We start from the raw sequence: 24,198 nt of genomic DNA on the forward strand, positions 1-24,198 counted from the left end.
CGATATACTAATGGAACAGATGTACGGAAGGAGTTTTTTCATTGCAGAACGAACCATTGGCTTTTCGCATGCGGCCGCGCACCATCGACGAAGTGGTGGGACAGCAGGATGTCATCGGACCGCATACGGCTCTATACAAAATGATCCAGAACGGCCACGTGCCGTCCATGCTGCTGTACGGCGAACCGGGAATCGGCAAGACGTCGATCGCACATGCCATCGCAGGCACTTCGAATCTGCCGTTCATCGCGTTGAACGCCACAACCTCCGGCAAGAAAGATGTCGAAGACGTTGTCCGTGAAGCCCGTGTTACCGGCAAAGTCCTCCTATTCCTTGATGAAATCCATCGATTCAATAAACTCCAGCAGGATGCCTTATTGCCGCATGTGGAAAGCGGCTCGATCGTCCTGATCGGCGCCACGACGGAAAACCCGTTTCACGACGTCAATCCGGCAATCCGTTCACGCTGCGGCGAAATAAAGCAATTGAAGCGGCTGACCCATGAAGACATCGTCCATTTGCTTGATACGGCACTGAAGGATCCGAAACGGGGACTCGGACGTGAAGAAATTGAGATTTCTCCGGCGCAGGTCGAACGCATTGCCGAAGGAACCAATGGTGATGCCCGCAAAGCGTTGACTATGCTCGAGTCGATTGTCATCGCGTCCGATGAAGTTGACGGGAAATATATCGTCGAGGATCAGATGATCGAACAGATGATCAAGCGTGTCGGAGTATTTGGGGATAAAAAAGGCTCGCATTTCTTCAATCTCCTGTCGGCTCTTCAGAAATCCGTTCGTGGCAGTGATATCAACGCAGCCATGTATTATCTGGCACATCTTCTGGAAAACGGCGATTTGACCGCTGTCACCCGTCGTTTGCTGGTCATGGCCTATGAAGATATCGGACTCGCGAATCCTTCTGTCGGGCCGCATGTGCTTGCCGCCTGCCAGGCAGCTGACCGCTTGGGATTGCCGGAAGCGCGCATCCCGCTGGCACAGGCTGTTGCGGAAATGTGCCTGTCGGAAAAATCCAATTCCGCTTATAAAGCAATCGACGCAGCCACAGCCGCAATCAATAAAGGATTGACCGGCGATATTCCGACGCATCTCCGTGATACTCATTACGCTGGAAGTGCCGAACTCGGCCACGGCGGCTATATCTATCCGCATGACACCCCGATCGGCTCGTTCGGCGGCTGGGCCGATCAGGATTACCTGCCGAAAGAAGTGCAGAAAACGGAATTCTATAAACCGGTCATCGCCGGCGAGGAGAAAAAATTTGCCGGAATTTATGAAAAATTGAAATCGTTCCGAAAGAATAAAAAATAAGAGGATTTTGTATGGCCATTCCTTCGGGAGTGGCCTCTTTATTTGGAATTTCGTATTTTTGTGGGGATTGTCTTTCATTTTGTTAATTACATTGCGTTTTTGAAGGAAGTTTCCAGCTGAATAGCTTTTCGAGAACCGGTTTTACTTGGTTATGCGCGGTTAATTTTTTTTTGCGCGCGGTTAGAATTTTTTACGCACGATTAAAAAATTATATGCGCGTTCCTGAAGACTTATGCGCGTTTAGCGTTTTATTTAATTCTATCAACCTTAAATGTCCATAAAAAAACCGGCTCGTCCGAAATGAGCCGGTTCATCTTAATTATTTCTTACACGGTTGATTGGAATCGATGAAGTAATGTCGTTCACAACCCAGCTCGCGCAAATCAAGCCGACAGTGGATGGCGTGAATGCGTTCGATGAAGGCGGCATCTTGGCTTTGCGGATAGCCGCTTCCGGTTTGCCTACACTTCCTACGATATCCTCCCGCACAATTATCGGACTTTCATCCGAGAATACCACCGGAATCCCTTTACGGATGCCTGCTTCACGCAATTTCTTGCGTATGATTTTCGCCAATGGGTCGGTATGCGTTTTCGAGATATCCGCAATCTTGAAGCGGGTTGGATCGGTTTTATTGGCAGCACCCATACTTGAAATGATTTTAACGCCTCGTTTATAGCATTCCTGCATCAGATGTACTTTATAGATCATCGTATCCGAAGCATCGATGACATAATCCGGGTTATAGCTGAAAAATTCTTCATATGTATCTTCTGTATAGAACATATGCAGATCGATGACTTCGCAGTCTTCGTTGATGTCAGCAATGCGATTCTTCATGACGCCACTCTTCGATTGACCCACTGTAGAAAGGTTGGCGACCAATTGCCGATTTACATTGGTGATGTCGACGTTGTCCTTATCGACCAGGATGATACGGCCAACACCGCTTCTTGCACAGGCTTCAGCTGCGAATGAACCGACTCCGCCGACTCCTAGAATTGCTACAGTCGAATTCTTCAGCATTTCGATCCCTTCTTTGCCGACTGCCAGTTCGTTTCGTGAAAATTGATGTAACATAGTTTTCCTGCCTTTCAATGTTGATGGACTTAGTTGGAATTAACCTAGTAGGAATTATACACAAATAAAAACCCTCCAGCAAATTGCTGAAGGGATGAATAACATTTTTAAGTGAGAATCCCGATCGTGCCGTCCTTGACTTGCATATCGTTTTTGAACCCGCTTCTAGCAGGTGGGTGACCTCTTCACCGCTTATAACTTCCGGTTAAGGCATGTTAGCCACGTTGAAATTCGGTCTCCCGACGACAAAATGTTGGGTCAAAACTGAATTGCCTGTAACGAACACATCAGGATTCTCTACTAAGGTTATATTAGCACACGCTGCAAATTTCTACAACCGTTTTACTCTAGCCCTTTTGAATTATTCTGAACATTCAGTAATAGGCTTAATTCTTCAAGTTGATCTTTTGAAACCGGGCTTGGCGCATTCGTCAACAGATCGCTTGCGCTGGCTGTCTTCGGAAATGCAATGGTGTCGCGAAGGTTCGTACGGCCTGCAAGCAGCATCACCAAACGGTCCAAACCAAAGGCAATCCCGCCATGTGGAGGCGTTCCATACTCAAATGCTTCCATCAGGAATCCGAATTGAGCGCGCGCTTCCTCTTCAGAGAAGCCAAGCACTTCAAACATTTTCTCCTGAATGTCGCGGCGGTAAATACGTGCCGAACCTCCTCCAAGCTCAAAGCCGTTCAATACAAGGTCATATGCTTGGGCACGGACATTTTGCGGCTCAGTGGATAATTTATCGATATCTTCTTCATATGGCATAGTGAACGGATGATGCGCTGCATAATAGCGCCCTTCTTTTTCGTCATACTCGAATAATGGCCAGTCAGTGATCCATAGGAATTTATAGACCGACTCATCGATAAGCCCGAGTTCTTTGCCGAATTTCATTCGCAGAGCGCCAAGTGCGTCAGCTACCACAGCTTTTTTATCAGCTACGAATAAAAGAAGGTCTCCTGCCTCAGCGCCGGCTGCTTCCATCAATCCTTGAGCTGCGTCGCCTTCGAAGAATTTCGCGATCGGCCCTTTAACGCCGTCTTCTTCAACTTTCATCCATGCCAGACCTTTTGCTCCGTAACGGCCGGCAAATTCACCGAGTGCATCAATATCTTTGCGGGAATAGTTGGCTGCCTGGCCTTTGACGTTGATCAATTTTACTTGGCCGCCATTCTCGACTGCACCTGCGAAAACTTTGAATGAAGAGTCTTTTACCAACTCAGAAACGTCGATTAATTCCATTCCGAAGCGGACATCCGGTTTATCTGAACCAAAACGTTCCATCGCTTCAGTATATTCCATACGTTCGAATTTCGGCTCGATGTCGATGCCTTTGACTTCTTTCATCATCTGCACCATCAAACGCTCGTTCATTTCCAGAATCTCTTCCATCGTCTGGAAACTCATTTCCATATCGATTTGTGTGAATTCTGGCTGGCGGTCAGCACGCAGATCTTCATCCCTGAAGCAGCGGGCAATCTGGAAATATTTATCGAATCCGGATACCATCAGCATCTGCTTGAACAATTGCGGTGACTGTGGCAATGCGTAGAATTCACCATCGTGCACACGGCTTGGAACGAGATAGTCACGGGCGCCTTCGGGAGTCGATTTTGTCAGGATCGGCGTTTCAACTTCCAAAAACCCTTCTTCATCCAGGAAACGGCGGATTGATTTGGTCACATCTGAACGCATTTTGAACGTCTCGAACATTTCAGGGCGGCGAAGGTCCAAATAACGGTATTTCAATCTGAGGTCTTCACTGACATCCGTATTGTCTTCGATTGCGAACGGCGGGTTTTTCGCTGCATTTATGATGCTCGCAGAATCCACTTGGATCTCGATCTTGCCCGTCTTCAATGCTGCATTGATCTGTCCGTCAGCCCGTTCAACGACCAATCCTTCGATATGGACAACGAACTCATTGCGCAATTTTTCCCCGACTTCAACGGTTTCCTTTGAAATTTCAGGGTTGAAAACTGCCTGAACGATGCCCGAACGATCGCGTACATCGACAAATATCAAGCCTCCAAGATCGCGTCTTTTCTGCACCCAGCCTTTAATGGAAACGCGCTGTCCGATAGCAGTTTCGTTCACTTCACCACAATAATGCGTTCTAGTCATAACTATTCCTCCAATTGTTTCTTCACATTTTTCTTCTATATAAAGTTATAAAGCTAAAAAAATCGATATTCCGCAAACAGCTCCGCTTTCCTGGTGGCTTGCGCTGAGCTAACTCGTGCTCGTTCCACTTCGCCCGAGTGTATCTCAGCACTTCGCTTGCTCACCTGGGAGTCTTCGCTGTTTGCTCCATATCTTGGTACACCTTATTAAATTAGAAAATTTTAAAGCAGATTTCAGTAAGCTTATCTATTCTCCAAAATCGCTCCCGCAATTTTGTTAAATTCCAGTTCCTGCTGTTCACCGGTTGCCATGGTTTTCAAAGCCACTTTGCCGCTCTCGAGTTCGGTTTCACCGATGACGATGACATATGCCGCCCCTTTACGGTCGGCTGATTTCATCTGGGCTTTGACTTTGCGGCCATTGAAATCCATATCTGCTGAAATGCCATTCCCACGCAAGTCACGAACTAAAGTGAACGCTTTTTGCTTCGTCGACTCATCCATCGCCACCACATATACTTCAAGATCCGCTGACTGTCCGATTTCGACTTTTTCCATTTCCAGCGCCAACAGGAGGCGTTCGATGCTCATCGCAAATCCGATTCCCGGCGATTCAGGTCCGCCTAAATCTTCAACTAAGCCATTATAACGGCCGCCGCCGCAAAGCGTCGTAATTGCGCCGAATCCTTCAGCGTCACTCATGATTTCGAATGCCGTGTGGTTGTAGTAATCCAGCCCGCGCACCAGATTCGGATCGACGACATACTCAATACCGAGCGCTTCAAGATAAGCTTTGACGCCGTCAAAATAAGCTTGGGATTCTTCGTTCAAGTAATCCGCCAAAGATGGCGCTGTCCCCATCAATTCGTGATCGCGGTCCACTTTGCAATCAAGGATGCGCAGCGGATTTTTTGTCAACCGCGACTGGCAATCCCCGCAGAATTCATCGATTCTTGGTTCAAAGTGTTTGATCAGCGCCTCTTTGTGTGCGATGCGGCTTTCTGTGTCCCCCAATGAATTGATGACCAACCGAAGCTGTTTCAAGCCAACGGAACGATAAACTTCCATTGCGAGTGAAATGACTTCTGCATCAATTGCAGGATCTTTCGAGCCGATCGCTTCCACCCCGAATTGGACAAACTGGCGTGTGCGTCCTGCCTGCGGACGCTCGTAGCGGAACATCGGGCCCATATAGGAAAGTTTCACCGGCTGATCCGGCAAGCCGAAAAGTTTATTTTCAACATATGAACGCACAACTGAAGCTGTGCCTTCCGGACGCAATGTCAATGAACGGTCGCCGCGGTCCTGGAATGTATACATTTCCTTTTGGACGATATCTGTCGTATCACCGACACCTCGCTGGAACAATTCTGTGTGTTCAAAAACCGGCGTCCGGATTTCTTTATATTGATAAAGTCTGCAAAGTTCGTTGATTTTTTGTTCCACTTCCTGCCATTTGGCGGATTGTTCCGGCAGCACATCATACGTGCCGCGCGGCAATTGAATATTTTTGCCCATGTCTGTCACTCCTCTTTTTTTCCATACAAAAAAGCTCCCGCCCCTTGCTTGCGCAAGGGACGAGAGCCTGTATACAAGCTTCCGCGGTTCCACCCTAGTTGATGCAGAAATTCCTGCACCCTCTCATTCCCGGATAACGGCCGGTTCCGTTTTCCCCTAGTAAATGCGGCATGAAAATACCTTGCATCTTTCGAAGAAAAGCCTCTAAAGTGTTGTTCACTACACGTCTCTGCAGGGAAGTTTGCAGCCTGGGACTTCCCCTCTCTTATCAGCCAATCATGCGGTTACTTTCTTCGTCATCGGCGTTCAAATCATATAATAAGCTTAATCTTAAATTTTCCTATCCCCCTTGTCAACCTTTTTCACATTTCGTATGATTTATTTGCTAAAATAAATATACCGTCTTAAGAGGAGGTCCTATATGAACCGAAAATCCACAATTGCATACATAATCCTGATTTTATTGATATCACAGGCATTGCCTTTCGCTGATAATTCCACTGCGCTCGCCAACACTTCCGGAATTGAAGTATCGGAGTCATCGGTCAACGTGCGCAGCGGTCCAGGCTTAAGCTACCCTGTCATCGCTTCGATGAATAAGGGAGATGCCGTAGATGAAATTTCAAGAAGCGGCGATTGGATCGAAGTTTCCATTTCCGGCGAAACAGGATGGATCGCTTCCTGGCTGACAAAAAGCTCTGAGCAGGAAACCGCTGCCCAATCCAGCAAAACGGCTGTATCTTCAGTAAACCGCTTGAATGTCCGGGCACAGCCAAATCTTTCCGCCTCAGTCCTGGCGCAGATGAATGCTGGAGAGCAAGCGAATATCATCAACGATTCCGATGGCTGGGTTGAAGTCGAATTCCGCGGCAGCCGCGGATTTGTTTCGAAAGAATACATAAGCATCAATGACACTACGCAAGCGAATCCCGCTCCAGCCGCAAGCGATGTTTCTTCCATCGAAATTGCTGTGGATGTGTTGAATGTTCGCAAGAAAGCGGACCTCAGCTCTTCAAAACAAGGAACCGTCAAAAAAGGTGAAATCTACCCTGTGCTGGAACTCGCAGGTAATTGGGTGAAAATTCAATTGGATGGCAATAAAACCGGATGGGTCTATTCTTTCTATGGCCACCTTTCCAATGAAACCGTCGAGACAAAAACCGACAGCAGCATTGAAACAATAACCGTACAAACGAACGGCACCAATATCCGGACGCAGGCATCCACTTCTTCTGAAGTCGTCGCCCGCGCAAATGCCGGTGAACAATTGGCCGTGCTTGCTAAACAAGGCGACTGGTACCAAGTACAACTTTCCGCCGGCGCAACCGGTTTTATTGCATCGTGGGTAGTAGCAGCCGGCGCGCAGGAAATCAAAGCCGAAAAAGAGGAAGTCGAGCGCAAAAAAGGGACCTTGAACGGCCTTACGATTGTCCTCGACCCGGGTCACGGAGGCAATGACGGCGGCACAGTCGGCGCCCGCAAAACCGAAGAAAAAGGGTTGACCCTGAAAACAGCGGAATTGCTGTCGCAACATTTGCAGGCAGCTGGCGCAGAAGTGCATATGACCCGCCAGTCCGATGTCTATGTCGATCTTCGGAAACGAGTGGCTGAAGGACATAATTCGGCAGCCGACGCCTTTATCAGCATCCATTACGATGCGACTGAAGACAGTACAGTTTCCGGATTCACGTCCTACTATATGCACGATTACCAGAAAGAACTCGCCAGCTATCTGAATGCAAGCCTTGGCAAAAAGCTGACCATCCGCGACCGCGGTGTGCAGCCGGGCAATTACCTGGTGCTCCGTGAGAACCGCCAGGCAGCTGTCCTTGTCGAACTCGGCTTCCTGAGCAATTACAACGAAGAACGCATCATTTCATCCGAACAATTCCGTGAACAGGCTGCACTTGGCCTGTATCAGGGGACCATCAATTATTTCGATGCACAATTGGAGAAATAGAAAAAGCTGTCCATTGCGGGCAGCTTTTTCTTGTTTTGCTTAGAGTCAATTCAATTATAATGGAAAAATTAGGAATTCCAGTTTTTTTAGTTGCGCGATTTGGAGTTTTAGTTGCGGTTAAAAGCTAGTTAGTTGCGGTACGCTTCTGGTTAGTTGCGGTTAAAAGACGAATAGTTGCGGTAGCTTAGAAACGCTAGCAAAAAACCATTCACTTAACTTCTATTCTTATCAATTCAAGAAACAAATTTATTTTTATGTTCGTCTATGATTTTTACGGCAGAAATCATCGATTCATTGGTCAATTTGTTTTTATTTGTGGATTTCAACAGGTTTTCTAAATAGCTGCACAGTTGAATCTGGTGATTCTTAACCTTCGTCTGCACCAAGGCTTCAGATAATGCGACTAACGGTCTCTTATTAACAGCAATCGTTTTACCGTTGTTTTTCACGATATGCCAAGCGTTCGCTTTTTTGACAGCTTTTAAATCGATTTTATTAATTTTCGCTTCCACTTTAGAAGGCGCTTTTGAAACGACATTTAAAACTTTCGATTCTTCTTGCTTGATATACTGTCTGCTCATTGAATGAGCATCCTGTAAGTAATTCCTATTATCAGCATCCTCTTTATAGAACACTTTGATCAGCGGTCTTGCTTCTTTGCTTTTTGAACAATGGTAGATAGAGGATTTCGATTTTCTGGCAATCAATTCTTTATAAAGCTCTCTCAAATACAGAAAATAGTCATTTGTCTCTTGTTTAATGAAGAATTCACTTTGATGAAAATCGAAATGTTGATTAAATTGCAGGCTGCTAATCAGGTGTCTGCAATCCGAATAAACATTAATCAATTCATTTTTATGTATATCGTTTTCTTTAATCATTTCCAAAGCCTTTTCAAAGGCAAAACCTTCAGCAATTTGAGGAGTAGGATTTATATGTTCAGCAGCGAAATGCCGCTTATCCATAAATCCAAATTCATTTATTCTAACGATGCCTGCCCCTATCGTTTTGTCTTTTGCTGAACCGTCGATATAATATTCGATCACCGCAATCCCTGCTTTCCTTCAACCCTTTTTATCTTTTACGAAAAAATTACAATTTGGTTTCTCTTTTACAAAAATAAAATTTTATCCTTTAAAAAAAGCGCTTATTCGCAACTCACGAAGTGTATCTATATTCCATGGCATAAAAAAACAGCGACACTGAATAATCAGCATCGCCATTAAACATTTTATTTCGATTCCACAATCATCGTCACCGGACCATCGTTCACCAGTTCGACGTCCATCATGGCGCCAAATACGCCTTCTTCGACACGCAAGCCTTCATTTCGCAGCACTTCATTGAAATAATTCCATAAAGGCTCCGCTTTTTCAGGACGGGCCGCTTCGACGAAACTCGGCCGGCGCCCTTTGCGGATATCGCCGTATAGTGTGAATTGAGAGATGGACAGGATATCGCCGCCGTTATCAAAAATCGAACGGTTCATCTTGCCATCTTCGTCTTCGAAGAGACGCATTTGTGCTATCTTGCGTGCACAATAATCAGCGTCTTTTTCTGTATCTTCATGCGTGATGCCAACGAGCAGCACATAACCGGAATCGATCGCTCCGGTGATGCTGCCCTCGACAGTCACAGATGCTCTTTTGCTTCGTTGAAGAATAACTCGCATAATGCCTCCTTAATTCGTGACACGTGTTACCGAATAGACATCCGGCAATTGCTTGATCCGCTCCACTACACGGTTCAGGTGTGAAATATGCGGAATCATGATAGACAGGTTAATGGTCGCGATTTTATTATTATCGGCACGGCCGCTGACGGCGACGATTGTCGTTTTCGTTTCGCTGACCATGTGCATGACTTCGTTGATCAATCCCGTGCGGTCATAGGCCTGCACTTCGATGTCGATTTGATAGGATTTGTTTTCAGGCGTCTCGCCGTTTTCCCATTCAACGGGGATGAGACGATCGGTTTCATTGGCCTGGACATTCGGGCAGTCGGCGCGGTGGACTGATACGCCGCGACCTTTCGTAATAAAACCGATGATGGCGTCACCCGGCACCGGGTTGCAGCATTTAGACAAACGGATCATCATGTTGTCGATGCCGCGGACGATTACACCGGATTCTGTCTGTTTACGCGGCTGGTTCGACTTCATCTCGACAGTGATTTTCTCGAGTGCTTCTTCCTGCTCACGTTTCTTGCGTTCTTTTTCTGCGAGTCGGTTGACGACTTGCTGAGCGGTGATTCCTGTGAAACCGACAGCTGCATACATATCATCTTCACCGGCGAAATTGAACTTCTCGCAGACACGCTTGATGTTCTCATTCGTAAGAATGTCTTTCGGCACGAATTCCTGCGCTTTGATTTCGCGCTCGATCATTTCCTTGCCTTTTTGGACATTATCTTCACGCAATTGCTTTTTGAAGAATTGCTTGATTTTATTTTTCGTCTGCGTCGACTTGGCAATTTTCAGCCAGTCGCGGCTTGGTCCGAAGGATTGCTTGGATGTCAGGATTTCTACGATATCCCCGGTGTTCAATTGGGTATCCAGCGGCACCATTTTGCCGTTCACTTTAGCGCCGATGGTTTTATTGCCAATTTCAGAATGCACGCGGTAGGCAAAATCGATCGGGCAGGAGCCCGCGGGCATTTCAATAACATCGCCTTTTGGCGAGAATACATAGACCATATCGGAAAACAGGTCGAATTTAAGCGACTCCATGAATTCTTCGGCATTGTCCGATTCGTTCTGGAAATCGAGGATTTCGCGGAACCACGACAAACGCGAGTCGACGGAACTCAATGGCTTATCTGACGTTTTGCCTTCTTTATAAGCCCAGTGAGCCGCCACCCCGTATTCAGCGATGCGGTGCATTTCTTCCGTACGGATCTGCACTTCAAGCGGATCGCCTTGTGGTCCGATCACAGTCGTATGAAGCGATTGATAAAGATTCTGTTTCGGCATGGCGATATAATCCTTGAAACGGCCCGGCATCGGTTTCCATGTGGAATGGATGATCCCAAGCACCGCGTAGCAGTCCTTAATGCTTTCAACGGTAATGCGAACTGCCAATAAATCATAGATTTCGTTGAATTGCTTATTCTGGATGGCCATTTTTTTATAGATGCTGTAAATATGTTTCGGCCGGCCGAAAAGATCCGCTTTGATATCCACTTCATCAAGCTGGACGCGGATTTCATTCATGACATTGTTCAGGTATTCTTCCCGCTCCGTACGTTTCTTTTTCATCAGATTGACGATGCGGTAATATTGCTGCGGGTTGAGGTATCGGAGAGCCGTGTCTTCGAGTTCCCATTTGATCGTGTTGATCCCCAAGCGATGTGCAATCGGAGCGAAAATCTCAAGCGTTTCGTTGGCCTTTATACGCTGTTTCTCAACCGTCTGGTATTTCAAAGTACGAAGATTATGGAGGCGGTCAGCGAGTTTGATCAGGATTACACGGATATCCTGTGCCATCGCCACGAACATTTTGCGATGATTTTCCGCCTGCTGCTCTTCTTTCGACATATATTTGATTTTGCTTAGTTTCGTTACGCCATCGACAAGCAAAGCGACTTCTTCGTCAAAATCACGGACGATGTCAGCCCGGCTGACCTCTGTATCTTCAACGACGTCATGCAAAAAGCCCGCTGCTACCGTAGCGGGATCCATTTCCAGTTCCGCAAGAATGCCTGCGACCTGGACCGGGTGGACAATATAAGGTTCCCCAGATTTGCGGAATTGTCCCATATGGGCATCATATGCCACCTGATATGCTCTTCGGATCATTTCAACATTTTCTTTGTTCATATACGAAGCAACAATATCAAATACATCTTCAGCTGTCTTTACTTGGTCTTTCGCCATAATTGCCCACCTTGCTCCTCTTTTTTCGAAAAGTATATCTATATATTATAGAAAACAATTGGGCTAATTGTAAAGCTTGGTCAACCGGGAAAAGTTATTATCTCCCTGCTTTTCTCAGGAACTGGAAAATCTGGTTGCATTAAATAGAGATTCTCCCAAAAGATTATGTTTCCGCCCTCAAAATATTGTTTATTTGCACCGTCGAATCGTCTTTCCCTAGGTCCAACAACTCGGACGCAGAATCATAAGAATGAACATTTTGCACCAATACATTCCGGACATTTTTTTCACCGGATGCAATCGTCAAATCCGTCTTCGCGCTTCTGAATCCCTGGATGCGGCCGTTTGCAAGTGCAACATTGGCGGCACGGAATTGAACGGATGCAGCAGTTTCGTTTCTGTAATCATAATTCGGATTTCCGGCGAATAAAAAACGGTTCACCGCCACATTTCGATAGCCCGATATCACCAATGCGCGAGGAGAGGAATTTTTATATAGCTCGGTGTGTACGGGATGAATGGCCACCAGTTTCTGAGCCGTTATCGAGTAGGCAGATTTCGACTCCTCGTCATCCTCATGGTGATGGCCGATATGGCGGAAATTGAACGCCCTGTTATCATTCACCGACAGATGTCCTGAAATATGCACGCCGGCCGCAGCCGAAGAAGTTGCATGGGCTTTAATCTCGACGCCGCCAAAACAGCGGGTGCTTGAATTATTGGCAAGCCAGACATTTCGCGAACCATCATCAATTTCAAACCCGTTGGAATTGGAAAACCCTTCTTTATGGGAACGGCCGCCTGGATCGCGGAAATGGCTGTTTGAAATGAAGATGTAATCGCTGTGATGCGTCGTCACCCCGTCGTCCCCGAAACCGTAACCCGTAACCTGGTCGAGCCAGATGAAACGGCTGCCGCCTTTTGCCCGGGTACCGTCCCCTGCGTAACTATAGAACGAAGAAGAAATGTCAAAACAATGAAGCCCCGGGTTGATGGCCTCAACATTTTTCACCCAGCCATTCTGTACATTTGCGTACGTCAAACAGCTCGAGAAATTATTGCCGGTCGCTGATTTTTGCCCAGGCTTCAAGCGTTCGATATTCCAGTCGAGTGTCAGTCCCTCCACAGAAATATTGCGATTGCCGCTGATCGGATTTTTATTGGCGAGAAGCGTTCTGCGTCTCGGCGCATCATCGTGCAGACGGATAACCGTCCTGCCTTTGCCGACGCCGACCAGCAGTGTCCATGACGGCAGCTTCAATCCTTTTACTAGATAGACGCCTTCCGGCACAAATACCTTTTTGCCTCCATTGCCGAACGCTAGTTTGAACGCAGCGGTCGAATCCGTCTTGCCGTCTCCCCGCGCGCCGAATTGCGTCACTGATATGTAATTTCCGGTCACTTTTTGCAGGCGGTCGTATTGGCGGTCCAGTTCCGTTTTCCAATAAGGACAGATTTGGTTTCCTTCTATTTGAAAGCCGATTTCTTTATTGTCGTCGATTGTGAAATCTGTTGAAATCAGTGACCAGAATTTTTCCTGAAGCTTTCTTTTCTGAGTAGTTGTCTGCGGCTTTATCGGCTGATAGATCTGGTTGAATAGTTGCTGTGTTTCTTCTGTGATTTTTTCCAGCGGCTGGTCTGTTTCCATCAGCATGTCGATCAGCCGCGCATTATTGGCTGGATAATGATTGTCATCCCATTTCAGCATAGTGGCACCTCTTTAGTGTTCGGTTTTTCTATCCATACCCGCTTGCGGAATAAAAAATTCATGTAGAGGTTTTGTAAGTTTATTTTAAATAAATCCCTCAACTTCCACTCGGAAATATTTAACATAAATAAACTCACATCTTTTATTTTTATAAATCCACTTATCAAAACATCAGATTATTAGTAAGTTGAGCATAAAGCATGTTTTTCCGCACACAACATTTGTTCTGCGCACACAAATCTCGTTCTGCGCACATAAATCTCATTCTCCGCACATAAATTCCACTCCAGGCTGACTTGGATAAACTTATGAAATAATAAAGAAAATATTTCCAGTAAAAATGGTCTAATTTCTATACCCTTAATAAAAAACAGCCCCAAACGCATCACGCGTTCAGGGCTGTCTCCAGTTTTCATTAGTATTGCAATAAGGTACAGACTTCGTAGCCTTCGAGTTTGTCGCGACCGTCGAGATACGTCAATTCGATCAGGAATGCACAGCCGGCAACGATTCCGCCAAGCTGTTCGACAAGGTTGATCGTCGCTTCGATCGTTCCGCCTGTCGCCAGGAGGTCATCCGTGATCAGGACGCGCTGTCCTGGCTTGATGGCATCTTTGTGCATCGTCAGAACATCTTTGCCGTATTCAAGGCCATATTCCGCACGAATCACTTCACGCGGCAATTTGCCTTCTTTGCGGACAGGGGCGAAGCCGAGTCCAAGCGCATAAGCGACTGGGCAGCCGATGATGAAACCGCGGGCTTCCGGCCCGACGATGATATCTGCTTCCACTTGTTTCGCATACTCGACGATCTGGTCAGTTGCGTATTTATAGGCGTCGCCATTGTCCATCAAAGAAGTGATATCTTTGAAACGGATCCCCGGTTTCGGCCAGTCTTCTACAATTGTAATATACTCTTTTAAATCCATACCTGTTCCTCCTTGGCAGACACTTTCGCGTCGAACCACTCTTTTAAGTCTCGATAAGATGCATACAGAAGCTTTTGTTCCAGGGCGATCTGCTGTTCACGCTTCTTATAGCTCGGCGCTTCGGCCAAGTCGCGTTTGCCTGGAGATTCTGCGATCTCAGTAAGTCCATTGTTAAGTGTAACAAAACCGAGTTCAAAAAACACCTGCAACATGAAAAATAACGAATCACGTGTCCATCCTTTATGTTTCGCAAGCTCATCACAATGCTTTTTGAAGTCGAAAGTTCCACGTTTTTTAATAAAAGCAAACAGCCATTTAAACTGATCGCGTGTTGGAATCTGTTCGAAATACTGCGATTCCTTCGCATAGAAATGCGCGTAGATCCGCTTCGGAGTCAGCCTTTTCAAGACTTCTTCCAATTGCTCTTCCGACTCGGGCAGGTCCAGCAGCACGAGATGATGCTTCTCACCTGCCAGCTGTCCTATCGAATCGACCGAGTGGATCGGATGCGGTATCAAAGTTTTGAAAACCGCCACAGTTTCCGTATTGAATGCCAGATAGACCTGATCTTTTTCAGGAATCAGCTTCGACCAGCGGGATACCTGACGGATGCCGCGGATATCAAACAGCTGCCACTGGTCGGTCCGGATATCTTCGATCAGCATCTGCGCTTTTTTGCGGCCGTTCCATTCATTGATCTGCAGGTCACCAATCACATCGATCAGCACATCCGGCGTCAGTTGATCGCCGATTTCACCAATCCCGAAACCAACAGCGTCAAGTGTGGAACCGCCTGAAGCAAGCTCCACTTTCAAATGGTTCTGCGCTGCTCCGATTTTGCGGATGGATGCCACTTTAACGCCTTGGATGTAAAACTTCGGTTTGGCAAAGCCCATGCCGAATGGCGCGAGATAACGCATGGATTCGATTGTATCGGTGTCGACTTCCTCCAGCTGAACCGGAATATCGATATCGACCACCGGCACCAGGTCTTCACTTGTCAGACAAGCTTCCGCCTGTTTGTTCAAGCGTTTGCGGAGCTCTGCCACATTAGCGGCTTCGAGCGTCATGCCCGCTGCCATCGGGTGTCCCCCGAATGCAGGCAGGATATCACGGTTCTCCGCCAATTCGTTGTAAAGGTGGAAACCTTCGATGCTGCGCGCCGAACCTTTCGCTTTGCCCGTCTCCGGATCCAATGAAAGAACGATGGTCGGACGGTAATATTTCTCAACCAGTTTAGACGCTACAATTCCGACGACTCCCGGATTCCAGCCTTCCTGTTCGACGATGATGACATGCGGGGGACCGTCCGGATAATGCGACTCCACTTGGGCTGTCGCTTCATCCGCAATTTGCTTGACGATGGCCTGTCGTTCTTTATTCAAGACATCCAGTCCGTCCGCCAGCGAACGGGCCTGCGCCGCATCTTCCGTCAGCAGCATATCCACTGCCGGGTCGGCGTCCTGCAGACGGCCGATTGCGTTGATGCGCGGACCGAACATGAAGCCGATCGTTTCTTCATTGATTTCTTCCTGCTTCACGCCGGCAACTTCCGCCAACGCTTCGATCGCCGGCCGCGGCGTGTCGCGCAATGCCTGCAACCCTTCTTTGACGAAAATCCGGTTCTCCCCGTGCATCGGCACAAGGTCGGCGATGGTGCCGATCGCTACGAGCTCAAGCAAGTGGTCCGGCATTTCTTCGTACAAGGCGTGCGCCATTTTAAATGCCACACCTACTCCCGCCAATTCACCGAACGGGTAGCTGCCTTCCGGATGACGCGGGTGGACGATTGCCAATGCATTCGGCATCGCCTCTCCGATGTCGTGGTGGTCGCTGATGATTACATCCATCCCGAGTCCGACCGCAAAATCCACTTGTTCGATGCCGGAAATTCCGTTATCGACCGTGACGATCAATTTCGCGCCTTTGTCATATGCCTGCTGGAACAATTCTTTATTGGGGCCGTAGCCATGTTTAAAACGGTTTGGGATCATGAATGAAACATCCGCTCCCAAATCCTGCAAAACGGTCATCATGACAGCGGTGCTCGTTACACCATCCGCGTCATAATCTCCGTAGACGATTATTTTTTCCTGATTATCGACAGCTCGGCGGATCCGCTCCACTGCGATGTCCATGTCTTTCATCAAATAAGGATTATGTATGGCCGAAACGTCCGTCGCCATAAACGCTCGCGCTTCTTCCGCCGTACGTATTCCCCGGGTCACGAGGATTTTCGCCAGCACGGAAGAAAGGGATAATTCCTGTTGGATGTCCCGTACTGCCTGCGCATCGGGCTCCGTCAAACGCCATCTTTTTTTGGATTCTATCATATCAGTCACTTCCTCACTGATTCATTATACAAGAAAAAACTGCAGACAAAAACCTTTCGGCGCAATTGCCGAAAGGTTTCTTGTTTAATATGTGTCGCGTTGTTTTTCTTCGTAATTATCCACCCGGTCATCACGCGTCACTTCGTCGCTCGTGACAACCTGTGCTTCCGGATTGACGCCGGCTTTCTGGTACTCGGCGATTTCATTTTGCTGCGTAGCGATCAAGGATTCCTTGACAGCCATTTCTTTTTGCAGAGCTTTTACTTTGCGCTGCAGGGAATAGCTGCGTGCAATTGCTACAACCCCACTTAACAGGAAGCCAAGCAATGCCGAAGCCAGGATGACAAGGATCAACGGAAACTCTGCTTCCCCGAAGATATAATTGACTGGAACAGCGTCGACATTGACGACTGCAAAAGCTGCGATGATAACTGCGAAAATGAGTGCGATCAATAATAGCCATTGTATTTTCAAACCGTCCAACTCCTTTCTGAAATAAAAAAATGGAACAGGGTCATTTTTACTATACCCTGTTCCATTTCCTTTATAAACTTATCAGACGACAGGCTCATCAGAACCCCATTTGTTTTCCTGCTCTTTCTTCTCTACATCGATCGGGCCTTTCTTGTTCAGTTCCTTCTTCTTAAGCACAAGCCACAACTGGGCTGCGATGAAGATGGATGAATAAGTACCCGCAATCAGACCGATCAACAGAGCGATCGAGAAGTTCGTGATGGAAGGTGCGCCGAAAATCAGAAGCGCGATAACCACCAGCACTACGGTCATGACAGTATTGACTGAACGGACGAGTGTCTGGCGCAAGGAAACGTTGACGACGTTCTCCAATTGCTCGACGGTCTCGATTTTCTTCATGCGTTTCAAGTTTTCACGGATCCGGTCAAACGTAACGATGGTATCGTTGATCGAGTAACCGACTATCGTCAGTACTGCCGCGATGAAAGTGATATCCACTTCAAGGCGAAGCAGGCTGAATACCGCCACGATGAAGAATGTATCATGAATCAATGCAACGATGGACGCAACACCCATGCGCCACTCGAAGCGGAATGCGACATAGATGATGATGCCGAGCGCGGCAATCGCCAAGGCATACAAAGCATTTTGCGCAAGCTCGATGGAGACCTGGTTCGAAACAGTGGAGACGTTTGGATCCTGGCCATATTCTTCATTGGCCGCCTGAGTTAATTCATCGATTTGATCCTGGGTGAAATCATCCTGATAACGGGCAACGCCGATATTGGATTCGTCTCCGGAAATGACCACATCATCTGATGGATAACCCGTCTCTTCAAGGAACTCTTCAACTTCCTGTTGGCTGAGTGCTGAATCAGCAGTTACTTCAACTCGTGTGCCTCCAGAAAAATCAATCCCGAGATTCAATTGGAAGATGCCGAGCACGATGGCTCCCGCTGCAATCAATGCCAGTGAAGCGGCAAAGAATTTATTGCGGTTGCCGGCAAAGTCGATACGGTCGAAAGGTGTCGATAGATCAGTAATTTCTTTTTCTTCGGAAAGATTGTGAATCTTATCAGCTTTCAAACCGAACCAGCCGAATTTGCTGTCGAGGAATCCGCTGTGGACCCAAAGGCCAAGCAATAGACGTGATCCCCAAACCGCTGTGATAAAGCTGGCAAGAATTGAAATGATCAATAAGGTCGCAAATCCTTTTACGGAACTGGTACCGAAATAGAACAGGACACCTGCAGCAAGCAAAGTCGTTACGTTGGCATCAATGATAGCCGAGAACGATGAACGTGCGCCGATGCGGAATGAATCCCTGACAGATTTACCAGTCCGCATCTCTTCACGGATCCGCTCATATGTGATGATATTGGCATCAACCGCCATACCGACACCGAGCATGATTGCTGCAATACCCGGCAGTGTCAGCACTCCGCCGATCCATACAAAGATCAACAGGATCAAGTAGACGTATACCGATAAGGTGATGAAAGCGATCACTCCTGGGAAACGATAGAACACAAGCATGAACAACAGGACAAGGCCGATACCGATTGCAGCGGCAAATGTCGTTTTATCCAGAGCTTCTTCCCCGAATTGTGCGCCAACTGAAGTCGAGTAGATTTCAGTTAACTTGACTGGCAGTGCGCCAGCATTCAGGATGCCTGCAAGATTTTGTGTTTCTTCTACAGTGAATGAACCTTCGATTTGAACACTGGGTGAGTTAATGCGCTGGCGCACGCTTGGAGCAGAAACAAACTTCGGATCTGCTTTCATGCGTTCTTCCTCATAGGAATCGACGCCTTCTTCAAAGTCCAGCCAAATGACCAGAACGTTTTCACCTGGCGGACGCTGTGAAATTTCGCCCGTAATTTCTGCGAATTGGCCTGGATCTTTCAATTCAAGCGATACGATCGGCTGGCCGTTTTCACCGAACGTTCCAGTAGCTCCGCCTTCTTTTAAATCCGATCCGTCCAGCACGACATTATCATCCGCATCACGGAAAGTCAGGTTCGCTTCCGTGGATAATAATTCACGTGCCTGGGACTGGTCTTCAATGCCAGCCAGCTGGACCCGGATCCGGTCTTCGCCTTCAATCTGGATGACCGGTTCGCTGACACCGAGAACGTTGATCCGGTTCATCAGAGCGTCAGTTGTGTCAGACAGGATTTCATTGGTGATTTCAGGGCCGCCCTCCAAAGGCTGGACTTCGTAGAGAACTTCAAAACCGCCTTGGAGATCCAATCCCAATTTAATGTCTTTAGCTATCGGTAAGCTGGTGGTGCCAATCATTCCTATCAGTACAATGACCAGTAAGAAAAAGGCTATTATACGACCTCTTGCTTTCATATGTATAGTTCCTCCTCATTATCTAAAACGCAGCAACTTCATTATGAAACACGCGTCAAAGCGTGTCAAATTCATTTTGGTTTTTTCTGGGTGGGCCGAAGCAGCTGTTCCAGATCATCGGAATTTTCTCCTGAAAACCAGTTGTCTCCCTTGAAGCCTTCGATCTGATGATACGCCACAAATTCCGAAGCCCGCATTTCCATGATTTCATTGACCATTTCATGCAGCGGCATATCGCCGATATCTTTCTTGCGCCATTTCTTCTTAATCAGGTATTGCCAAATATCTTCCGGTGTAAATGTATCGTAATTGGAAAACTGGAATTCCTCACATTTACTTTCTAAGAATGGCAATACGACATCATATTGCTCGGTATATTTCGGCATGGTTTTTCCCTCTTTAACTTATATAATTTTAATTAATAGTCCTTAGCAACCGATATTCCGCAAAACAGCTCCGCTTTCCTGGGGCTTGCGCTGAGCTAGCTAAAACCTGTGCTCCTGCATCGCTGCGCTGCTTCGTCGCAAAGAGTTGCCCTCGCAGGCTTCGTTCAACTCTTCGCTGTTTTGCTCCATATCTAGAAGTGACCCGAGCGAAGGCGCGTCGCCGGACTGGCCGGAGTAATAAGACGAGTGGTCTTCTCGGCTTATTACGGGAGGCTTGTCCTAAGCGCCGAAGCGGTTTATAAATACTATTTCATTATTTCAACTTATATTTTTATTTATTTGAACAATCCGTGAATTATCTCTAAAAAAAATCGCCTTCAGTTCGAAGGCGAAGATTTCTTAGACTGTCGTTTTTGCCTGATCCACAACGCGGGCGATTGCCTGGCGTTCGAATTGCATACGAGTACCGTCTGCAACTGTGATGTAGATCGTCGCATCATCCACAGCATCGATCGTGCCGTGAAGTCCCCCGATCGTAACGATACGATCGCCACGTCTCAATTCAGACTGCATGTTGGCCGTAGCCTTCTGGCGCTTCTGCGCTGGGCGGATAATAAAGAACCACATCAAAACGAACATTAGAAGTAAAGGTGATAAAGCAACTAAAGTTTCCATTATTCATATTCCCCCTTTCACTCTCTATCTGTGTCTTAGAAATTCTTTGCGTTTGGTTTATTGAAGCCGTAAGCCTCAAAAAATTCTTCGCGGAAATCTCCCAGGCGGTCCTCACGAATCGCTTGGCGCACCTGTTCCATTAAGTTTAACAGAAATTGCAGATTATGATAACTGGTAAGTCGAATTCCAAACGTTTCATCTGCGCGAATTAAATGATGGACATAAGCCCGGGTGTAATTTTTGCACGTATAGCAATCGCATTTTTCATCGATCGGATTGAAATCACGCTTGAACGCTGCGTTTTTGATATTCAAACGGCCTGTGCTCGTCATCAATGTACCGTTTCGGGCAATGCGTGTCGGCAAGACACAATCGAACATATCGATGCCGCGGATTGCTCCGTCGATCAATGAATCAGGCGAACCGACGCCCATCAGGTAACGCGGTTTGTTCGTCGGCATCAAAGGCGTCGTAAATTCAAGTGCACGGTTCATGACATCTTTCGGTTCACCGACAGAAAGTCCGCCGATTGCGTATCCAGGGAAATCGAGTGACACCAGATCCTGGGCGCTTTGTTTACGAAGATCTTCGTACTCGCCGCCTTGGATAATGCCGAAAAGACCTTGCACATCTTTGCGCGCATGCGCTTCCAGGCAGCGTTCTGCCCAGCGCGATGTACGCTCTACAGATGATTTCATGTATTCATGGCTCGCCGGGTATGGCGGGCATTCATCGAAAGCCATCATGATGTCCGAACCCAGGTCGTTCTGGATTTCCATCGCTTTTTCCGGGCTCAAAAATAATTTATCGCCGTTCATATGGTTGCGGAAATGGACGCCTTCTTCTTTGATATTGCGGAACTCGCTTAAAGAAAATACCTGGAAGCCGCCGGAATCCGTCAGAATTGGACGGTCCCAGTTCATGAATTTATGAAGTCCGCCCGCTTCCTTGATGACGTCGTTTCCGGGACGCAGCCATAGATGGTAGGTGTTACTGAGGATAATCCCAGCATTCATCGCTTTCAATTCTTCCGGTGACATTGTTTTAACGGTCGCTTGTGTACCTACCGGCATGAAAGCGGGTGTTTCGAATGAGCCGTGCGGCGTATGGACGATGCCAAGTCGCGCGCCGGTCTGTTTACAGGTTTTGATATGTTCATAACGGACTGCTTCAGTCATGATGATTCTCCTTTTTCTGTGGTTCAATGAACATGGCGTCTCCAAAACTGAAGAATCTGTAACGTTCATTTACTGCTTCGTTGTATGCGTTCAAAATATTGTCCCGGTTCGATAAAGCACTGACAAGCATCACCAGCGTCGATTTCGGCAAATGGAAATTCGTGATGAGACCGTCGATCGCCTTGAATTCATAGCCGGGGAAGATGAAAATATCCGTCCAGCCGCTGTCTTCCTGGAGCTCGCCGCCGAATTTATTGGCTACGGATTCCAGCGTACGGGTCGATGTGGTACCGACCGAAATGACGCGGCCGCCATGTGCTTTCGTGTTATTGATGAGATCCGCCGTCTCTTTGGTGATCCGGTAGAATTCAGCGTGCATTTCGTGGTCTTCGATCGATTCGACCGATACCGGACGGAATGTTCCAAGGCCGACATGCAAGGTAATAAAGGCGATATTGACGCCTTTTGCTTCGATTTCCTTCAATAATTCATCGGTAAAATGAAGCCCTGCAGTCGGTGCCGCAGCACTTCCACGCTCTTTCGCGAATACCGTCTGGTAACGGTCCTGATCTTCCAGTTTTTCGCGAATATATGGAGGCAATGGCATTTCACCAAGCTGATCGAGGATTTCATAAAAAATCCCGTCATAGATCATTTTGAAATGGCGGCCGCCGTGGTCAAGAATTCCGGTGCATTCCGCGCGCAGCAATCCTTCACCGAAACTGACAACCGTGCCGACTTTCACTTTCTTCGCCGGTTTCACAAGCGTTTCCCATACGTCATCTTCGATTTGTTTCAATAGAAGAACTTCGATATTCGCGCCTGTATCTTCCTTGACGCCCATCAGGCGCGCAGGCAGCACGCGCGTGTCGTTCAAAACAAGCGTGTCGCCTTCGTGCAGATAATCGATGATGTCGCGGAAATGCTTATGTTCGGTCTTGCCGCTTTCTTTATTCATGACCAAAAGCCGGCTTGACGTACGGTCAAGAAGCGGCGTTTGAGCAATCAATTCTTCAGGAAGCTCAAAGTCAAAATCATTTACATTAAGTGTATTGGGTTGTTGAGTAGTTTTCGTCATTCAGGCATCTCCAATTTAAAGTGTTCGTAGGCTGCAGCTGTAACAGTCCGGCCTCTCGGTGTCCGCTGGATAAATCCGATCTGCAATAAATACGGTTCGTAGACATCTTCAATCGTCGTCGACTCTTCTCCAATGCTTGCCGCAATCGTATCCAGTCCGACCGGACCGCCGCGGAAACGGGAAATCATCCCGGTGATCAGTTTATGGTCGATGTGGTCGAGGCCAAGCGGATCGACCTGCAGCATTTCGAGAGCCTGATTCGCCATATCCATGGTAATCGAGCCGGTGCCGCGCACCATCGCATAGTCGCGGACGCGCTTCAATAGACGGTTTGCAATACGCGGGGTTCCGCGTGAGCGGCGCGCAATTTCTACAGCTGCATTCGGATCGATATCCACTTCAAACAATTTCGAACTGCGGACAACGATTTCAGTCAATGCTTCCGTGTCGTAATAATCAAGTCGAGCCAGCACACCGAACCGGTCACGAAGCGGCGCAGATAAAGCACCCGCTCGCGTCGTCGCACCGATTAGTGTGAAAGGCGGCAAGTCGAGGCGCACAGAACGCGCTGTCGGGCCTTTGCCCACGACAATATCGAGGCAGAAATCTTCCATCGCCGGATACAGCACTTCTTCGATCGAGCGGTTCAGACGATGAATCTCATCGATGAACAAGACATCTCCCGGCTCCAGCGAAGAAACGATCGCCGCCAAATCACCGGGACGTTCGATCGCCGGGCCGCTCGTCATCTTGACGCCGACCTGCATTTCGTTGGCGATGACCGCTGCGAGCGTCGTCTTACCAAGACCCGGAGGCCCATAGAGCAGCACATGGTCCAGGCTCTCCTCGCGCATTTTAGCCGCTTCGATGAATATTTCAAGATTATGCTTCACTTTCTGCTGCCCGATATACTGGGACAGATACTGCGGACGCAACGACTGCTCAAAACGCTCATCAAATTCGGAAATCTCGCTTCCTATCACCCGTTCTTCCATGGTCTGCACCTCCTTATTATTTGTTATTTGTAAAATAAAACTGCTATAAAATACCGCTTCGGCGCTATGGACAGTGCAAAGATTATGCTCCTGCGCACTGCTCGTCGCAAAGGCTGCGCCATCTTCGTATGGCTAACCTTGCCTCCCGCAATAAGCCGAGAAGACCACTCGTCTTATTGCTCCGGCCAGTCCGGAG

Annotated in this window: 18 protein-coding genes, 1 other RNA gene and 1 other annotated feature; of the genes, 2 read left to right on the top strand and 17 right to left on the bottom strand. The window is 47.6% G+C overall.

Annotated features, from left to right (window positions below; all coding sequences use genetic code 11):
* The first annotated feature begins 41 nt into the window (after positions 1 to 41).
* A complete protein-coding gene (locus tag CXF70_RS17810) occupies positions 42 to 1,331 on the top strand; it encodes a replication-associated recombination protein A (protein ID WP_101803746.1) in 1,290 nt (429 codons plus the stop codon).
* A 315-nt stretch (positions 1,332 to 1,646) separates the two neighbouring features.
* Here CXF70_RS17810 and CXF70_RS17815 read toward each other — a convergent pair whose 3' ends face one another.
* The 4 genes from CXF70_RS17815 to hisS all read right to left on the bottom strand — a co-directional run bounded on the left by CXF70_RS17815 (position 1,647) and on the right by hisS (position 6,055).
* Positions 1,647 to 2,411 (bottom strand): tRNA threonylcarbamoyladenosine dehydratase, encoded by a 765-nt coding sequence (locus CXF70_RS17815; RefSeq protein WP_084246231.1) that lies wholly within the window; start codon positions 2,409 to 2,411, stop codon positions 1,647 to 1,649.
* 113 nt (positions 2,412 to 2,524) lie between these two features.
* A non-coding RNA gene (gene ssrS, locus CXF70_RS17820) (6S RNA) lies at positions 2,525 to 2,708 on the bottom strand.
* Positions 2,709 to 2,753: 45 nt separating this feature from the next.
* Positions 2,754 to 4,538 (bottom strand): aspartate--tRNA ligase, encoded by a 1,785-nt coding sequence (gene aspS / locus CXF70_RS17825; protein WP_101803747.1) that lies wholly within the window; start codon positions 4,536 to 4,538, stop codon positions 2,754 to 2,756.
* Between the two features lie 242 nt (positions 4,539 to 4,780).
* Positions 4,781 to 6,055 (bottom strand): histidine--tRNA ligase, encoded by a 1,275-nt coding sequence (hisS, locus tag CXF70_RS17830; RefSeq protein ID WP_084246235.1) that lies wholly within the window; start codon positions 6,053 to 6,055, stop codon positions 4,781 to 4,783.
* A 52-nt stretch (positions 6,056 to 6,107) separates the two neighbouring features.
* Positions 6,108 to 6,364, bottom strand: a binding site (T-box leader).
* Between the two features lie 112 nt (positions 6,365 to 6,476).
* On the opposite strand from hisS, the gene CXF70_RS17835 reads away from it, so the two are divergent.
* A complete protein-coding gene (locus CXF70_RS17835) occupies positions 6,477 to 8,015 on the top strand; it encodes an N-acetylmuramoyl-L-alanine amidase family protein (RefSeq protein WP_101803748.1) in 1,539 nt (512 codons plus the stop codon).
* Between the two features lie 233 nt (positions 8,016 to 8,248).
* Here CXF70_RS17835 and CXF70_RS17840 read toward each other — a convergent pair whose 3' ends face one another.
* The 13 genes from CXF70_RS17840 to ruvB form a co-directional block, all read right to left on the bottom strand.
* Positions 8,249 to 9,061, bottom strand: coding sequence for a ribonuclease H family protein (locus CXF70_RS17840; protein ID WP_101803749.1), 813 nt, complete (start codon positions 9,059 to 9,061; stop codon positions 8,249 to 8,251).
* A 185-nt stretch (positions 9,062 to 9,246) separates the two neighbouring features.
* Positions 9,247 to 9,687 (bottom strand): D-aminoacyl-tRNA deacylase, encoded by a 441-nt coding sequence (dtd, locus tag CXF70_RS17845; RefSeq protein ID WP_101803750.1) that lies wholly within the window; start codon positions 9,685 to 9,687, stop codon positions 9,247 to 9,249.
* Between the two features lie 9 nt (positions 9,688 to 9,696).
* Positions 9,697 to 11,889, bottom strand: a complete 2,193-nt coding sequence (locus tag CXF70_RS17850; RefSeq protein WP_101803751.1) for a RelA/SpoT family protein — start codon at positions 11,887 to 11,889, stop codon at positions 9,697 to 9,699.
* Between the two features lie 163 nt (positions 11,890 to 12,052).
* The gene (locus tag CXF70_RS17855; RefSeq protein ID WP_101803752.1) at positions 12,053 to 13,597 is read right to left on the bottom strand and encodes a glycosyl hydrolase family 28-related protein; all 1,545 of its coding nucleotides are present in this window, start codon (positions 13,595 to 13,597) and stop codon (positions 12,053 to 12,055) included.
* A gap of 415 nt (positions 13,598 to 14,012) precedes the next feature.
* Complete coding sequence (locus CXF70_RS17860) at positions 14,013 to 14,525, bottom strand: adenine phosphoribosyltransferase (protein ID WP_084246247.1); 513 nt, start codon at positions 14,523 to 14,525, stop codon at positions 14,013 to 14,015.
* A complete protein-coding gene (recJ, locus tag CXF70_RS17865) occupies positions 14,516 to 16,858 on the bottom strand; it encodes a single-stranded-DNA-specific exonuclease RecJ (RefSeq protein WP_101803753.1) in 2,343 nt (780 codons plus the stop codon). Before recJ ends, CXF70_RS17860 begins: the two co-directional genes overlap by 10 nt.
* An 84-nt stretch (positions 16,859 to 16,942) precedes the next feature.
* Entirely contained in the window at positions 16,943 to 17,332 is a 390-nt protein-coding gene (locus CXF70_RS17870; protein WP_101803754.1) for a LapA family protein, read from the bottom strand.
* A gap of 81 nt (positions 17,333 to 17,413) precedes the next feature.
* Positions 17,414 to 19,690: a protein translocase subunit SecDF gene (secDF, locus tag CXF70_RS17875; protein ID WP_101803755.1), complete on the bottom strand. Its 2,277-nt coding sequence runs from the start codon at positions 19,688 to 19,690 to the stop codon at positions 17,414 to 17,416.
* 71 nt (positions 19,691 to 19,761) lie between these two features.
* A complete protein-coding gene (locus tag CXF70_RS17880) occupies positions 19,762 to 20,076 on the bottom strand; it encodes a post-transcriptional regulator (RefSeq protein WP_101803756.1) in 315 nt (104 codons plus the stop codon).
* A 399-nt stretch (positions 20,077 to 20,475) separates the two neighbouring features.
* Complete coding sequence (gene yajC / locus CXF70_RS17885) at positions 20,476 to 20,751, bottom strand: preprotein translocase subunit YajC (protein WP_084246252.1); 276 nt, start codon at positions 20,749 to 20,751, stop codon at positions 20,476 to 20,478.
* Positions 20,752 to 20,786: 35 nt separating this feature from the next.
* Positions 20,787 to 21,929: a tRNA guanosine(34) transglycosylase Tgt gene (gene tgt, locus CXF70_RS17890; RefSeq protein ID WP_084246253.1), complete on the bottom strand. Its 1,143-nt coding sequence runs from the start codon at positions 21,927 to 21,929 to the stop codon at positions 20,787 to 20,789.
* Positions 21,922 to 23,007: a tRNA preQ1(34) S-adenosylmethionine ribosyltransferase-isomerase QueA gene (queA, locus tag CXF70_RS17895; RefSeq protein WP_101803757.1), complete on the bottom strand. Its 1,086-nt coding sequence runs from the start codon at positions 23,005 to 23,007 to the stop codon at positions 21,922 to 21,924. The genes tgt and queA overlap by 8 nt, the downstream gene beginning before the upstream one ends.
* Positions 23,004 to 24,002 (bottom strand): Holliday junction branch migration DNA helicase RuvB, encoded by a 999-nt coding sequence (gene ruvB / locus CXF70_RS17900; protein ID WP_101803758.1) that lies wholly within the window; start codon positions 24,000 to 24,002, stop codon positions 23,004 to 23,006. The genes queA and ruvB overlap by 4 nt, the downstream gene beginning before the upstream one ends.
* Positions 24,003 to 24,198: the final 196 nt, after the last annotated feature.

The organism is Planomicrobium sp. MB-3u-38, from assembly GCF_002836425.1.
GTDB classification, from domain to species: domain Bacteria; phylum Bacillota; class Bacilli; order Bacillales_A; family Planococcaceae; genus Planococcus; species Planococcus okeanokoites.

Coding starts and splice junctions, on each gene's coding strand:
- CXF70_RS17850 (WP_101803751.1), bottom strand. CDS start 11,889: ATGGCGAAAGACCAAGTAAAGACAGCTGAAGATGTATTTGATATTGTT.
- aspS (WP_101803747.1), bottom strand. CDS start 4,538: ATGACTAGAACGCATTATTGTGGTGAAGTGAACGAAACTGCTATCGGA.
- CXF70_RS17815 (WP_084246231.1), bottom strand. CDS start 2,411: ATGTTACATCAATTTTCACGAAACGAACTGGCAGTCGGCAAAGAAGGG.
- dtd (WP_101803750.1), bottom strand. CDS start 9,687: ATGCGAGTTATTCTTCAACGAAGCAAAAGAGCATCTGTGACTGTCGAG.
- ruvB (WP_101803758.1), bottom strand. CDS start 24,002: ATGGAAGAACGGGTGATAGGAAGCGAGATTTCCGAATTTGATGAGCGT.
- secDF (WP_101803755.1), bottom strand. CDS start 19,690: ATGAAAGCAAGAGGTCGTATAATAGCCTTTTTCTTACTGGTCATTGTA.
- yajC (WP_084246252.1), bottom strand. CDS start 20,751: ATGGAAACTTTAGTTGCTTTATCACCTTTACTTCTAATGTTCGTTTTG.
- CXF70_RS17860 (WP_084246247.1), bottom strand. CDS start 14,525: ATGGATTTAAAAGAGTATATTACAATTGTAGAAGACTGGCCGAAACCG.
- hisS (WP_084246235.1), bottom strand. CDS start 6,055: ATGGGCAAAAATATTCAATTGCCGCGCGGCACGTATGATGTGCTGCCG.
- queA (WP_101803757.1), bottom strand. CDS start 23,007: ATGACGAAAACTACTCAACAACCCAATACACTTAATGTAAATGATTTT.
- CXF70_RS17855 (WP_101803752.1), bottom strand. CDS start 13,597: ATGCTGAAATGGGATGACAATCATTATCCAGCCAATAATGCGCGGCTG.
- CXF70_RS17835 (WP_101803748.1), top strand. CDS start 6,477: ATGAACCGAAAATCCACAATTGCATACATAATCCTGATTTTATTGATA.
- recJ (WP_101803753.1), bottom strand. CDS start 16,858: ATGATAGAATCCAAAAAAAGATGGCGTTTGACGGAGCCCGATGCGCAG.
- CXF70_RS17880 (WP_101803756.1), bottom strand. CDS start 20,076: ATGCCGAAATATACCGAGCAATATGATGTCGTATTGCCATTCTTAGAA.
- tgt (WP_084246253.1), bottom strand. CDS start 21,929: ATGACTGAAGCAGTCCGTTATGAACATATCAAAACCTGTAAACAGACC.